This window comes from Halobacillus sp. B29 (assembly GCF_052246755.1).
Classification (GTDB): Bacteria; Bacillota; Bacilli; order Bacillales; family Halobacillaceae; genus Halobacillus; species Halobacillus halophilus.
In genome coordinates this window covers 101895-116917 of sequence record NZ_JBQQCM010000009.1, presented here as the reverse complement: position 1 = coordinate 116917, position 15023 = coordinate 101895, and the positions used below count along the sequence as shown (strand labels likewise).

Annotated in this window: 12 protein-coding genes; all 12 read right to left on the bottom strand. The window is 42.1% G+C overall.

Annotation, left to right across the window (positions count from 1 at the left end; genetic code table 11):
• Positions 1-1047: 1047 nt before the first annotated feature.
• A complete protein-coding gene (locus tag ACTWP7_RS12960; RefSeq protein WP_443123536.1) occupies positions 1048-2400 on the bottom strand; it encodes a GntP family permease in 1353 nt (450 codons plus the stop codon).
• A gap of 28 nt (positions 2401-2428) precedes the next feature.
• Positions 2429-3976: a gluconokinase gene (gntK, locus tag ACTWP7_RS12955; RefSeq protein ID WP_443123535.1), complete on the bottom strand. Its 1548-nt coding sequence runs from the start codon at positions 3974-3976 to the stop codon at positions 2429-2431.
• Positions 3977-4273: 297 nt separating this feature from the next.
• Complete coding sequence (dgoD, locus tag ACTWP7_RS12950; RefSeq protein ID WP_443123534.1) at positions 4274-5422, bottom strand: galactonate dehydratase; 1149 nt, start codon at positions 5420-5422, stop codon at positions 4274-4276.
• Complete coding sequence (locus ACTWP7_RS12945) at positions 5419-6426, bottom strand: 2-dehydro-3-deoxygalactonokinase (RefSeq protein WP_443123533.1); 1008 nt, start codon at positions 6424-6426, stop codon at positions 5419-5421. The genes dgoD and ACTWP7_RS12945 overlap by 4 nt, the downstream gene beginning before the upstream one ends.
• Before the next feature lie 12 nt (positions 6427-6438).
• Positions 6439-7074, bottom strand: coding sequence for a bifunctional 4-hydroxy-2-oxoglutarate aldolase/2-dehydro-3-deoxy-phosphogluconate aldolase (locus ACTWP7_RS12940; RefSeq protein WP_443123532.1), 636 nt, complete (start codon positions 7072-7074; stop codon positions 6439-6441).
• A 124-nt stretch (positions 7075-7198) separates the two neighbouring features.
• Positions 7199-7966: an IclR family transcriptional regulator gene (locus tag ACTWP7_RS12935; protein WP_443123531.1), complete on the bottom strand. Its 768-nt coding sequence runs from the start codon at positions 7964-7966 to the stop codon at positions 7199-7201.
• A 174-nt stretch (positions 7967-8140) separates the two neighbouring features.
• Positions 8141-9229, bottom strand: coding sequence for an FAD-dependent oxidoreductase (locus ACTWP7_RS12930; protein WP_443123530.1), 1089 nt, complete (start codon positions 9227-9229; stop codon positions 8141-8143).
• A 216-nt stretch (positions 9230-9445) separates the two neighbouring features.
• Positions 9446-10666 (bottom strand): hemolysin family protein, encoded by a 1221-nt coding sequence (locus ACTWP7_RS12925; protein WP_443123529.1) that lies wholly within the window; start codon positions 10664-10666, stop codon positions 9446-9448.
• Positions 10667-10973: 307 nt separating this feature from the next.
• Complete coding sequence (locus ACTWP7_RS12920) at positions 10974-11588, bottom strand: PH domain-containing protein (protein WP_443123528.1); 615 nt, start codon at positions 11586-11588, stop codon at positions 10974-10976.
• Between the two features lie 122 nt (positions 11589-11710).
• Positions 11711-12442 (bottom strand): ZIP family metal transporter, encoded by a 732-nt coding sequence (locus tag ACTWP7_RS12915; protein ID WP_443123527.1) that lies wholly within the window; start codon positions 12440-12442, stop codon positions 11711-11713.
• Between the two features lie 230 nt (positions 12443-12672).
• Positions 12673-13044 (bottom strand): VOC family protein, encoded by a 372-nt coding sequence (locus tag ACTWP7_RS12910; RefSeq protein WP_443123526.1) that lies wholly within the window; start codon positions 13042-13044, stop codon positions 12673-12675.
• A 513-nt stretch (positions 13045-13557) separates the two neighbouring features.
• On the bottom strand, positions 13558-14775 hold the full coding sequence (locus tag ACTWP7_RS12905; RefSeq protein ID WP_443123525.1) for an SGNH/GDSL hydrolase family protein: 1218 nt from the start codon (positions 14773-14775) through the stop codon (positions 13558-13560).
• Positions 14776-15023 lie beyond the last annotated feature (248 nt).

Below are 15023 nucleotides of genomic sequence, written 5' to 3'. Positions count from 1 at the left end.
GATGGCTGCGGAAACAACTCGCTTTCCGCGGCCCTGCACGACCCTTGAGCCTCCTCGAGCTAACGCTCTCCCGGGTCTCACCGATCATGTTCATCCCGCTCTTACCCTTTAGGAAGTTGCAAACGTCAATCATGTCCTAAACGACATGTAGTGCTCTCCAGCTCCAGCACCTAGCGGCTAGTGAGAATTCCCTCACTTCTGTACGATAAGGCAACACCGAATCGCTCCGCTCTTCGTGCTTTCTTTATCTTCGCCAGCTCTAGGCTAGTTTCGGTACCTAGCCTCTCGAGGTCTTAAGTCCAACCATGATAGGAAGAAGAGCCCTTCCTTTCATGGTCGTTCTTAAGCTTGTCGAGGCTGGACAAGGCACCTCCACATTTGGCCCGGCATGACGTAGGTTCGTTCGACGTTGCCACACTACGTGGCGATCTTAGTCGAACTTCCTTGTACCTCCAATCCATACGCCGCTGAGCAAGGTGCTTCCGCTTTAAAATAGGAGTCTTCATCATCCCCCTCCGGGCCTGGCCAAACCAGAAGCTCGAAACCACTCCAACCATCACCTGCATAATGAAGTATTAGACCATGTAGTTAGGATGTAACGACCCACTTGGCCCGTCAAGAAAGCAATTCATACAGATTACGGAGGAGAACCAATCTCTTCCGGAAGGGTCCGTTCGCAACATTATAGTTAAGGTGGTGGGGAAATGATGAGACTCCCCTGGGAGAAGGGACTAGGTGAGATCCCGCAGGGAGTGAAACGAGCGAGGAAGCTCCTGGTAAAAAGGAGGATCGACTAAAGTCGCCACGTCCTGTGGCATCGTCGATCGACCCCACGTCGTGTAGGGCCATAGGAAAGTGTCTATCGGGGTGATGGAACAAGACGAGTTATTTCCCCACCAGCCCTCCTCCACATAGAATAACGGACCCATTTATCTCGAAACGGAGTCTTACAGAAAAGGGAGCTTTACTGTAATAAATCAATATGTAGATTAACAGAGCTAAAACGCAAAAAAGAGACTCCCTATAAAGGAAGTCTCATCATTGTTTTTATACAAAAATACTCAGAATCAATGCAACACCAAATCCTACAAGACCGATAATGGTTTCCATAACCGTCCAGGATTGAAGCGTTTCTTTTTCCGTCAATCCGAAATAACGGTTTACCAGCCAGAAACCAGAATCGTTTACGTGAGAAACGACGGTGGCACCGGAAGCAATCGCAATAACCAGTAGACCGAGCATAGGTTCACTTACATCAAAGGTATCAAGCAGTGGAGAAACTAGTCCAGCCGCTGTAATCATTGAAACAGTAGCAGAACCCTGCGCGACACGTACAACTGTAGCTGTAAGGAAGGCAAATACAAGGATTGGCATCTGCGTCTGTTCCATGGCATTGGCAAGAATATCCCCGATGCCAGATTGAATAAGCATTTCACCGAATACGCCACCGGCACCAGTTACCAGGATAATAATACCGGCCGGTTCAAGGGCTTTCGTCGTAATTTCCTGTACTTGTTCCTTAGAATAACCGCGTTTAATTCCGAAAATGTAGAACGTCAGCAATGCAGCTATCGTTAACGCAACAAATGGGTGACCCACGAACGTAAGAATGCTCTGTGCCGTGCTGTCATCGGGCAGCACAAGACCTGACAACGTATTGATTAGAATCAACACAAGGGGAAGTGTGATGATCGCTACAACACTCCCGAAGCTAGGGAGATTCTTTTGATCGTAATCCACATTCTTCACTTGTTCGAGCATATATTCTGGAACTCCAACGTGAATTTTATTGGAAATATACTTACCAAAGACTGGTCCCGCAAGAATCATAGCCGGAATACCAGCTAAGAAACCGAATAGGATCACCCAGCCCAGGTCTGCGCCAAGCAAGGAAGCTACGGCGATCGGACCAGGAGTAGGCGGGATGAAACTATGCGTAACCGCAAGACCCGCAAGTAATGGAATACCAAAGTATAATAAAGATTTTTTCGTACGCTGTGTCAAACTGTAAAGCATTGGAACTAAGATAACGAGCGCAACATCAAGGAAAACCGGGATCGATACAATAAAACCAGTTAGGCCGAGCGCCCAGCTAATGTTCTTTTCTCCAAATTTATCAATTAGGGTAAGAGCCAGTCGTTCCGCTCCTCCTGAAACACGAAGGATTTCACCAAACATGGCACCAAGACCGATAATTACGGCTACGTAACCAAGGGTACCTCCCATTCCGTCCTCAATTGTTGTTATGATATCTCCTGGATTCATTCCTACTGCCAAACCAACTAAAATACTGACGGTAAGTAACGCTACAAATGCTTGAAGCTTGGTTTTCATAACTAAAAATAATAAGGCCACAACCGCTAATACGGCTACAATCACTAACCCCGCTGTCGATTCCATTTTAATCTTCTCCTCTCTTTATTAGTATTTATTTATGGTGTTCCATAAGTTCTCGCTGAACGTCTGAAATAGCACTAAATTCATCAGGCAATTTCCTGGCTAATCTTAAATAAATAGGTTTTAGTAAGCGATACGTGTGTACATTCTCTGCAATCGGCGTGTGTTTCACTGTCGTTTGAAGAATGCTCTGGATACTTGAGAGATCATCAATCCAGTTTAAAGACTTCATAGCAAGCCAGGCAGCACCTAAGCATGAACCCTGGTGGCTTTCTGGAATGATCATGTCCGTTTCAAACATGTCTGTCATAATCTGGCGCCACAGCTCAGAGCGTGCGAACCCTCCGCCTGCGCGGTATTCTACCGGCTCCACACCCGCTTCTGTCAACGCAAGCGCTACCGAATACATTTGGAACATGACGCCTTCAAGCACACTGCGAATCATATGATCTCTTCCATGATCAAGCGTCAATCCGAAGAAAACACCTTTTGTGTCTGCGTCCCAGAATGGAGCGCGCTCTCCCGTTAAATAAGGTAAAAACAACAATCCGCCTGACCCGGCACTTACACTGGAGGCACGTCTGGTTAATTCATCGTAAGCACTCTCTCCATTGGCAGCTGCTTTCTCTTGTAAGTCCGGAAACAATTGGTCACGCACCCAGCGGAATGATATCCCACCGTTATTAATCGGTCCGCCAATTACCCACTGATCTTCCGTAAGCGCGTAGCAGAACGTTCTGCCTTTGGGATCAACCGCCGGCTCAGACACCACTGTTCGAATCGCCCCACTGGTTCCTACCGTACAGGCAATTGAGCCAGGCGTAATCGCCCCAACGCCTATGTTCGCAAGTACTCCATCACTTGCACCGATTACAAAAGGTGTTTCAGAGGCAAGGCCCAGTGCCTCAGCATGTTCACTGGAAAGTCCGCGAATGATTTCTGTCGTAGGGACAGGTTCAGACAGCTGTTCGGCTGAAACTCCTGCTGTTTCCAGAGCTTCTTGATCCCAAGTCAGTTCCTTTAAGTTAAAGAGACCTGTTGCTGAAGCAATGGAATGATCGACGACGAAGCGGTTAAATAACTTGTAGAAAACGTATTCCTTAAGGGAAATCCATTTAGACGTCTTAGCAAACAGTTCAGGTTCATGCCGTTTCATCCAAATCAATTTTGTAAGTGGAGACATCGGGTGCACCGGCGTTCCAGTGCGCAAGTAAATTTCATGTCCCCTTCCTGCTTTCAACTCTTCCGCTTCTTTGACTGAACGCTGATCAGCCCATGTAAGAGCGTTGGTAAGTAAACGTCCATTTTCGTCTACAGCCAAAAGGCTGTGCATAGCTGCGCTGAAACTGACAGCTGCAATCTCTCTACCTTTTTGCTTAACCGTGTGTGAAACCTCTGTCAGCGTATAAATAACAGCCTCATAGATTTCATCGGGATCCTGTTCTTTACGATCCGCTTCAGGAGAATAGAGCGGATACTCTTTTTCTACCTCTGCATATATACGACCTTCCTGATCGTAAGCTAAAGTTTTCGTACTAGTTGTACCAATATCGATGGCGACAATAAGTTCTCTTTTCATATCATTTTCCTCCACGACATGTGCTAGATTGATAAGTTAAACGGTAACCGCTTTCAATTCGCAGAAAAAAATATCTTTTAAAAGCTGGGTTTGCTAACGAAATTTTTTTCTTTCACTAATGATTATACATAAAATTTTTTTCAATTCAACCCTGATTATGAAACTAATTTTCATAGAAATCGTGATTGTATCCTTTTTCCACTCCCATAATAAGGATTTCAATCCATCTCAAGGCGTAATAAAAATTTTTTTCATTGAAAAAGGAAAACCCCGTTGAATAGGGCTTTCCTTCTTCCCTTACCATTCAGCTATACTGTTATCATCGTGACGCCAAATCGGATTATGCCAGTTATGACCTTCTTTTGCTCGTTTTCTAACATACTCTTCATCAATTTCAATGCCGAGCCCAGGCCCCTGTGGAATCTTTACAAAACCATTCTCATAATCAAACACACTACGGTCTTTTATATAATCCAGCAGATCATTGTCTTTATTGTAATGAATCCCAAGGCTCTGCTCCTGAATGGTTGCGTTATGAGATGTAGCGTCCACGTGCAGGCAGGAAGCAAGAGCGATAGGTCCAAGTGGACAATGCGGAGCCAGAGCTACATCGTACGCCTCCGCCATCGCAGCAATTTTCTTAGTTTCCGTAATTCCTCCTGCGTGGGAGATGTCCGGCTGGATCACATCAACATATCCATCGGATAATAGATTCTTAAAGTCCCAGCGGGAGAACATTCGTTCACCCGTCGCAATAGGAATATGGGTATGCTGGGCAATTTCTCTCAGTCCTTCATTGTTCTCAGAAAGTACAGGTTCTTCCAGGAACATAGGGCGGTAGGGTTCCAACTCTTTAGCAAGCACTTTAGCCATTGGCTTATGTACTCGTCCGTGGAAATCGATTCCTATCCCTACTCCTTTGCCAACCGCTTCCCGTACGGATGCTACCCGCTCCACAGTTTCATCGATTTTTTCATAGGAGTCAAGATACTGCACTTCTTCCGTTCCATTCATCTTAATCGCCTGAAATCCTGTATTTACCGCTTCTTTAGCGGCCTGACCTACATCAGAAGGACGGTCCCCGCCAATCCATGAGTAAATTTTGATAGAGTCACGACATGCTCCTCCCAGCAATTGATAGATGGGCGCATTGTAATACTTCCCTTTAATGTCCCATAAAGCCTGGTCAATTCCGGAAAGAGCACTCATCAGAATCGGGCCTCCCCGGTAAAAACCAGAACGGTAAAGCATATTCCAGTGATCCTCAATGCGGAAAGGATCCTTACCGATCAAATTCTCCATCAGTTCTTCAACGGCTGCCTTCACCGTGTGAGCTCTTCCTTCAATCACCGGTTCTCCCCACCCGGCAATGCCTTCATCCGTTTCAATCTTTAAGAATAACCACCTTGGCGGTACTTGAAATAATTCATAACTTCTAATTTTCATATCTGTTCCTCCTCATAAGCTTTTATGACTTCCAGCGCTCCATGAAACGCGGCCATATCACTGCTTTTTTCATCCAGTTCATGGATTTCCCAATGCTGTTCAAGCTTTTGCAGTAGATAAACAAATAGTTCTCTGAGCGGACTGGAACCTCCAACCATAACCCAATCAAGTCTATCTAGCTTTGAAATTGCTAGTTTAAGAGCTTTCCAATCTTCATGAAAAAGTACGCCAGCCAAATAGTTGGCTCGTTCATTAGCATCCAATTCACCTTGGAGATCCAGGAGCCTCACGTGGAACAAGGCACGCGTCACTCCAACTTTCTCACAGGCTTCAAACCCTTTATTAAAAGAGTCAGGAGCGAAAGATTCGATAAGTTCCTCCTGAAGTGAACCCGATAGAATCGTTTCCGATTGAACCGCTTTCAAAAGTTCACCGGCAAGCGTAGTATAGCTTTTCTTTAGGGTACCGTCCGCTTCAACAAAAACAAATTTCGTATGAGATCCGGGCAGAACCATCAGTCCTTCCCCTTCTGGCCTCTGTTGGTTCCAAAGCCCGATGGATTCCACCTCTTCTCCGCGCATCACATCATATTCATCTATCGAACTACTTTCTGCCGTTCCTTCGAGACTGATACTCTTCATACCAGGAATAAACAAGCAGGGAATATGAAAAAATTCTTCGAGCCTGACCATCTTTGCTTGAGCCGCTAAATCTTTCATTCCTGCAGGTCCAGTCACATGTGGAACTTCGAAAAGACCGATATTTGATGTAATCATGCCCGAAGCCGCCATATAATCCACATCTGATAGTTCTAATCCATTACGCTCAACCAGTGACCGAATCCCTTCTTGCAAATACGCTTTTAGACGATCTGTATTTCCATCCATTGCTGTATTTCGGATACCAGCTTCTATTCTAAGAACATCGGTCAATTGACCTTCTTCTCCTGCTGACAAGCGCAGACGCGAATTGGTCGTTCCACAATCGATGATTATCTTAGCCATAAAGTCCCCTCCTCAATCTTTAAAGACTTGATCTCGAATGGAGACCAGCTCTCCCGCCGCTGCTTGGATTTTATGAAATTCCTTTTGCTCGACCCATTTGGGATGAACCAGCGAACTTCCAAGGCCTACGGAGTGCCAGCCGCTTTTTAGGTACTCTTCCAAATTCGATGTTGAAACCCCTCCGACAGCCATTCCGTTAATAAATGGCATGGGGCCTTTAAGATCCTTTATATAGCCAGCATTCACCTGAGTGGCCGGGAAAATCTTTACCAGTGATGCTCCATACTCGTAAGCGGTTAATACCTCAGTTGGTGTAAAAACTCCTGGTATAACTGGTACGTTGTAACGATTTCCAGTTTGAATTGTTTCTTCCTTTAAAGTAGGGGCAAGCATGAAGTCAGCACCTGAATGAATGGCGTCGCGGGCCGAGCTTTCATCAAGTACAGTCCCTGCTCCAACGATCATATCAGGATATTGCTTCTTCACTTGTTGAATAGTTTCGAGCGCACGTGGTGTATTCATCGTTATTTCAAGAATACGAATCCCACCATCATATAAGCTTTTCACTATAGACTCAAGAGATTGTGTATCTTGAAGCCGCAGAATGGCTACCAGTTTTTCCTTTTCAATCATTTCTAGTACTGTCATTAAAATCTCCTTTCTGTAATATTCCTTATTACGGAACAACGTTCCACTTTATAGTTATAAAAAAATTTCAGCTACTAAAAACCTAAAGTATTCCAACTGTTTTTGTCAACTGTCCTTCTCTTCTTCAATATCCAAGCCTACGTGAAATCTCAAGGGATGTACGCAAGAGACTGTCCGTACAAGATTCAACTTTTTCTTCTGTCATCCTTGAAGTGGAACCTGCTACACTAATAGCCGCTATCGCTTCACCGCGATGATTCCAAATCGGTGCTGCCGCACAACGAATTCCCCTCTCATGTTCTTCATTATCTATCGAATAACCATGTTTACGTATGTGCTCCAAGTGATTCTTTAGCACGTCCTTATCCGTAATTGTGTAGGGTGTATACTCCTTTAAGGTAAGGATACTCATTAAATGATCTTGTACTTTACTAGAGACAAAAGCGAGCAGTGCTTTTCCAATCCCCGTGCAATATAACGGGGCCCGCTTACCAACGGAAGAGTACATACGAATCGGCGCATACCGCTCTACTTTATCCACATAAATGACTTCGGTCTCTTCTCTTATTCCTAAATGGATCGTCTCACCTGTCTCCTGGGCGAGCTTAACTAAATAAGGATTTGCCGTTGTTCGAATATCTATGTTTTCAGAGACGGTCTCGCCAAGTTCCAGCAGTTTTAATCCTAGACGGTACTTCTCAAGCATCTCATCTTGTTTTACATACCCTTTTTGCTTTAATGAAGCCAGCAGTCTATGGACCGTGCTTTTCGCTACACCTAAACGATGAGCAATTTCTGTAACTCCCATCCCCTCAGAATTATCCTGTAAAAGCTGAAGAATAGATAACGCCCGGTCTACAGATTGTACGGTTGCAGCTGATCGTTCACCCATTCCTATTCCCCTCCTCTATTATTCCTAGCTTATCACATTCAACTTTGCTTCAGGTGAATGATCATTGATTCAATCCGTTCAAGCTAATACATTAGCATCAGTCCTTCGTTCCAGGAGAACTGGAATAGACCTATGTTCTTAGTTAATAAACGAGGGGAATGGTTAAGAGGTGTCCTATGCTTTTCGACTAAACGGATGAATGATGCGGCTCAAGATCTTCATTACATTTAAATTATTATTCGTAATCATACTCTCAATTAACTGAATGTTAATTGACTTTGTAATTAGATCCAAATGATCATTGTTGAATTTCTCCATGGTTCTACGTAAGGTAAGAGAATCATGATAACTCTGAGAAAGCGGCTTAACAAGTATAGTGTAATCACCAACACCTGCAATATCATGCGCGGCGTAGATTCCTGTCAGCATCGATTCAAATTGGCCAAAGCCAAATACAGGCGTAATAGATCCCCAGCAGTTTCCGATAAAAAATGTATTTCCAATACGATCGGTTTCTGACTTTCCAATGCGATAATCTTTTATGGAATACTCATTAATAATTGCAAATTCCTGATCCAAGCGTTTACAACAATCATCCCAACACATCTTCCATAACTGGTCCTTATCTAAATGCTCATTCTCAGGATATTGTGGATAAACTAGTACAAGCGAAGCTTCGCAATCAGAATGGGGCAGTAAATAGGCCATTCCTTTAGGGGCATAATCATTATTAAAAAATACATGAGCCTCTGTCCTATTAAAATCCCCCCTGATGACTGCTCCTTTAAAACTTGCTTTAAAAGCAACGTCATAGGGCTGGATTTTTTTAGTATCCAGTGGATCACCTGTAGCTAAAACAATATGTGTATATTCCTTTGAGAGGTCCTCATAAGTAACATTCTGGTTATATTTAATTTTTCCTTTCAGCTGACTTTCCATTTGCTTTTCATAAGAATGAGGGTGCTTCCCTCTCATATTGGCGAATCCAAGATGTCCATCGATAAAAGAAGACTCATTCTTTGAATAAAAATATACTTTTTGCAGATTGCTGGAAGGCTTTAAGTGAATATCATGTGTCTCCGATAGAAACTTAATCGCATCATCATAAGGAGTATGAAACATGGAAAACATGGCTTCCGCTATGACAAATCGATCACCTACTTCTTCCCGTCTTTCAAAAATATCCGCTTGATATCCATATTTTTCAAGGGTTAATGCACACGAAAGTCCTGCTAAACCGGCTCCCATAATTGCTATATTCATACGCAGACACCTCCAAAGAATTCTTGATTCCTTTAGTATGAATAAAAAGATTCAATTTATGCGGCTGAACCCAAGAAATGGACTAAGGAAAGCCGGATTAAGCACACAAAAAGGAGCGACCTTATAAGATCGCTCCTCTAAATTTTTAGGGAATACCATTGTAAGCGGGTAAGTTTATCATTCTTCAGTATCTTCTGAACTCCCTGGTTCACAAATTTATTTAACCACCTGGACTTTTTTGATCTTTCTGCCTTGAATCTCAAGTATTTTAAATGAAATGCCGTTCCTCTCCAATACATCTCCTTCTTCTGGAAAAACGTTAAACTCCTCTAACAAGTATCCTGCCAGTACATCTTCTTCTTCAGGTATCTCCGTATCGAAAATAGAATTCAGCCGTCGCAGGGTTATTTTCCCATCACAGATAACCTCATTTTCTGAGACTTTCTCAATAATGGTATCCGTTTGAGTGTCCATCTCATCTTCAATTTCGAGCCCAATCATAGCTTCAATAACATCTTCGTGTGATAAAATCCCTTCGGTGCCGCCATATTCATCGAGAACAATAGCCATGTGCTTTTGTTCTCTCGTCATCTTTTTAAATACCCACTCAATTTTCTGGAACTCGTAAATAATTAATGGTTCCTTGTAAGTAAAAGCCTCCAATGGTTTTTCAGGATCCATGGACCAGGAGGTCAAATACTTCGAGTGGAAAACCGCTATGATGTCATCCATGTCTTTTCTATACACAGGATATCGTGTGTAAGGGTTCTGAATTACGATATCCCTCACTTCTTCAAAAGAAGCATCTGCGGGAAGAGCAATCATGTCTACCCTCGGGGTCTTCAGCACGTCCTTTACATTCAGATTATAGAAATCCAATACACCTTTGATACGAAGAGATTCTTCTTCGTTAAAGGTTCCTTCAGAGTCTGCAATATCTACCATAGTTCTCAACTCTTCCTTAGAAATGGAAACTTCATTAGGTTGACCTTTATCAAGGGCCTTAGTGATAACCCCTGTCAGTTTATTAAGTACAATGGTAATTGGTTTAAATACAAATACAAAAAAACGAATTACAGGTGATACCAATAGAGAAATACGATCAGGAAATGCAGCTGCTATAGATTTCGGAATGACTTCGGAGAAAATGATAATCGTCACCGTCAGAATAGCTGAAGCTAACCCTACACTGAACCCATATTGAATCGCAAGGGTGGTCACAAGAGTGGGCAATAAAATGTTCGCAATGTTATTCCCGATTAAAATAGTGGTAATGAACTCACTCGGTCTTGAGATTAGCTGGAGCAGATTTTCTGCTTTCTTGTCATTATTATTTGCTCTTGATTGTAACTTCATTTTATTGGCAGCTGTTAAAGCTGTTTCGCTCCCCGAAAAGAAGAGTGACACAAATAATAAAAAAATAATCGCAATAATCAAGGTACAGTTTCCTCCTAAAATGGACATATTAAAACCTTAAATGGACTACTTCTTCTGTAGTAAATTCTTTAATAGTAAATTGTTCTCCCTTAAAACCGTTCATGAGTAAAGATCGGAAGTGGGGAATATATGCGCTGGCAAAACCTCAATCATACTTGCAGCGAAAATACCATTAATAAGTTTAACAATATTTCTTGTTTCAAGCGAGTTTGAGATTTCATAAAGAAACAAGCAGGTCGCAATACCATCTGTACCCCCTAACTTACTAACAAAAAAGGAGAACCTTTAGAAAGGCTCTCCTTTACGTTTAATTATGGATATACTTTTCAAATACCTCTTTGAAATCCTTCTGTGTATTTTCGCGATGCTTTTGTTCATACCAGTTATAAGCAAAATTAGCTGCCTGTTCGAATTCCTTCGATATATCATGATCATGGAAACGGTTATCCTTAATCAGCGAGCTTGCTGTGCCAAGGCTATCTCTGGCAAAATCCGAATATAGGCGATTTTCCTCCTGAATATGAGAAATTGCTACCAGTGATTTATACAAATCAGCGATCGCTTCGCCCTCATCCTTAGCAATATCAATACTGAATACTTTATTTCCCATGGTGAATTTAATTTCTAGATCCAAATCTATGGTACCGGCCGTTTCAATCGAGGGGTTACTGATATGGTGTTTGTAGTAATCGTACCGCAGAATATTACGTTTACTGCTGGACGCCTTTTCTCCATCCAAATGGATTAGTGCTCTGTTAGTAAAGCAGTATTCATCCGATTTTGATTTAATGAGGAAAAATATCTTCTCCTCATCCTCTGTCAGTACAAAGTCATCCGACTGTGTTTTATCAAAATCTTCTTTATTAATAATTTTACCAATATCACTTAATCCTAAAGCGTCACTGGCCAGTTTCTTAAACAAAAGAATCTCCCCTTTCATTGATAAAACCTAAACTCTTCATCTGCTTTACTTCGACAAAAAGTGTAACTATCCTTCCCCTAATGGAAAGACTTATAACTTTTTTCAGTCTCCTAATTTCCTGTCTATCTGAACCACTCGACTAATCCAATCATACTGAGTAAACCGAGCAGGAATGAAAATGTCGCCAGTCGCTCATATCCATGTCCATGACTTTCCGGCATAAGTTCTTTGTAAACAATGAACAACATGGCTCCTGCTGCAAATGCTAGTCCATAAGGGACAAGGAATAATGCAATTTGAACGAGATACAGGCCTGCAAATCCTGCCAGACATTCCATAATTCCTGTGGCCATCGCAAACGTAATGGCTGTAGGTTTTGAAACTCGTTGATTAACTAAAAATATGGCCACCAGGAACCCTTCCGGTGCGTTTTGAAGAGCCATGGACAGAGCAACAACCAGACCAAGGTTTTCTATTTCGCTGGCTAGACTCGCACCTACTGATAGCCCTTCCGGAATATTGTGTAAGGTCATTGCCATAATCAGCATCCATGATTGAGAAGAAAGCGTAATATCAACCCTCTGATGATCCATGTCTGTATGGGGGATAAAATATTCAAGCATATTTAATAGCAGCGCTCCAGCGAGCACACCAAACGTAAGAATATATAAGTTCGTTAGTTTTAAGGAAGCAGGTATTAAACCATAAGTTGAAGCCGCCATCATTACCCCTGCCGTATAAGCTAATATTGCATCCATTCTTCTGTGGGAAATGTTGCGAATAAATAACACAGGGAGAGCTCCCAGTCCCGTAACCAAAGCCGAAGCCATTATTACCATAACATTTGAATCCATAGCCAGCCTCCTTGGCTTTGATGGAAGAGTGAGACGTTCATGTTCTTATTCACTATATGTACAGGCATAACCTGGTTATGCAGGAGAAGAAGGGTTTGAACCAAAAAGAGAGATTCCCGAAATCGCGGAATCTCTCTTTTTAACACGTATAATTTGATCTTTTTCATAGAAACACATACTGACCTATTATGCACACACCGTCAAATTAACGATGGCTCATACTCTGCTTGTTACTTGTTAAATTCAATAACATTTCCGTCAGGATCACAAATATATACTTGGTGCCAATCTGTTTTGTTATGAGGTTTATTTAACATCTCTACATCATAGGCTTCCATTCTTTCAAGGAATGCCTCTATATCCCTTACTCTCACAGCAAAATGACCGTCTCTTGAATCAATCTCTGTGGTTCCACGTAGAGTTTCACCCTCACTATGTACAATTAAATGAACCTGAGTTTCTCCCACCTGATACCAGGCGCCGGGAAAACCAAAGTCTGGACGTTTACTACTTTCTTCAAATCCTAACACCTCACCGTAAAAATGCTTGGCTCGTTCAATATCTGTAACCAGCAGAGAAACGTGGTGAATACCTTTATACATATGAATTGTTCTCCTTTCCTTATACAATATATAAATTTTAAAGATTGCTTTTCCTAATTATTATAATACGCTATATATAGAAAAAGAAAAAAGGCTGCCTCTGTGGCAGCTTATTAAAATTAAATTAATCGTCATCCTGTTCTCTCTTTGATTCAATGACTTCTCCAGTCTGGCAATTGATCATATATGTGCTCGATTTTGCTGCAAACCCTCTAAACCATCTGTGGCTTTCACTACTTTATACCCTTAGTACTCAAGCTTGAGCTCTAAGACTCTCGCAATTTTCTCTTCATCCTCTACTACTAAAATAGAGCTTCACTCATACTTGGCACCCCTTATGTTTAGATCTTATTGCTATAGTCTTCAAAGATTAACTTCTACTATTATAAAACGGACTTTCAAAGAAGCCGCACAAAGAATCCACTCAGATTATGTTGAAATAAATATTCCCCGGGAAATAAACCAATTTTTTTAACGAATCATAGAGAAAACTGAGCAGTCAGGATAAGTCATTTAATTAAACTTAGATAAATCTATCGATTTGGCCATTTTCTTATAGCCTAAATCGTTAGGGTGCAAATGGTCCCCAGAATCATATTCAGGAAGATACCGCTTAGGATGATCAGGATCTCGCACTGCTTTGTCAAAGTCAATGATACCATCAAACGCTCCACTGGTCCTGATCCACTCATTAACCGCCTGCCTGGTCTCTTCTCCTTCTTTCGTGTACATACTTGAACCTTTAAAAGGAGTTAACGTCCCGCCATAAATTTTAAGTCCTTCATCGTGAGAGGCCTGGATAATTTCTTTTATTCGTTGGATTATTCTTTCCGCTCCATATTCAGGGTGATGTCTAATATCGTTTAGTCCCTGATGAAAAATGATTGACTTAACCGCCGTTTCATTAAACACGTCGCTCTCTAACCTTGCTAACGCATTTTCTCCTCTTTCTACTCCGCTATTGATCAAATGATTCCCCGAAACGCCGGCGTTTAATACGGACAATTTACTCCCTGAGGTTTCCCGATTCATTCGTTGCGCTAAATAGTCCGGCCAACGATGGTCAGCATTGACTGTCGAATAATTCCCATTTGCAATGGAACTGCCCATTACTACGATAGATCCTTTTACTAGAGGTTCTGCGATAACATCAACTCCGTCCAGCCAGAACCAGGCTTCTTCGTTCCTCTCAAATGCGGACGCACTAGAATTAGACACGTGATTGCCGGATGCTGAAATATACGTCTCCTGGATGGAGAGAGGGTGCCACGTAGCAGGCCCGGTAGATTCACGAACATAAAGGCTGACCGCTAATTCATCCATGTGATTCACCTTTAGCGGAACGGGATCACTCACCATTTTTTCACCAGGAGGGATACTTATCTTTTCTTCCCCGCCAAATGTGACTTTCCGGTCTGTTCCCGCGATCGTTTCTGCTTTATTTTTGGAAGCAGCTACATGTATGTCTTCAACGATTAAAGGAGAAGACCCAAATTCATTCGACAGCCGTATGCGCATCTTCTTCCCATCAATGTGGGGCTGAATAATCGAGCGAACAGTTTGATTCTCAAATCCCTCTTGGGAAATTCCTTCTGTATAAGGAGCTATCATACTTGTACTCCATGCCCCCACCCAGTCTCCCTGCTCAGTTGAGAATATCCATCCTCTTGCTCCATAAATGCAGAGAATAATAATGATAATCGTGAAAAAGACATAAATCCGACGCCTCATATATACTCGCCCTTCTAGTTGCATTGATTATTCTAGACTGTCTATTTTAACACTTGCGCTCTTTAATCACACAAGACTGCGAATTTTTAGCATAAGGTTGGAAAGCTTTTATCCCAAGAGATCTTAGATGAAATAAAGAGTGTCTGAGTTATTAGTAAAGCAGGCATTGTTCCTGTTTTTATAAAAAGGCTAATAGCATGGTGTCCCTATAAAAGTTAGAGCATATGCTATTAACATAAAACTCTTAT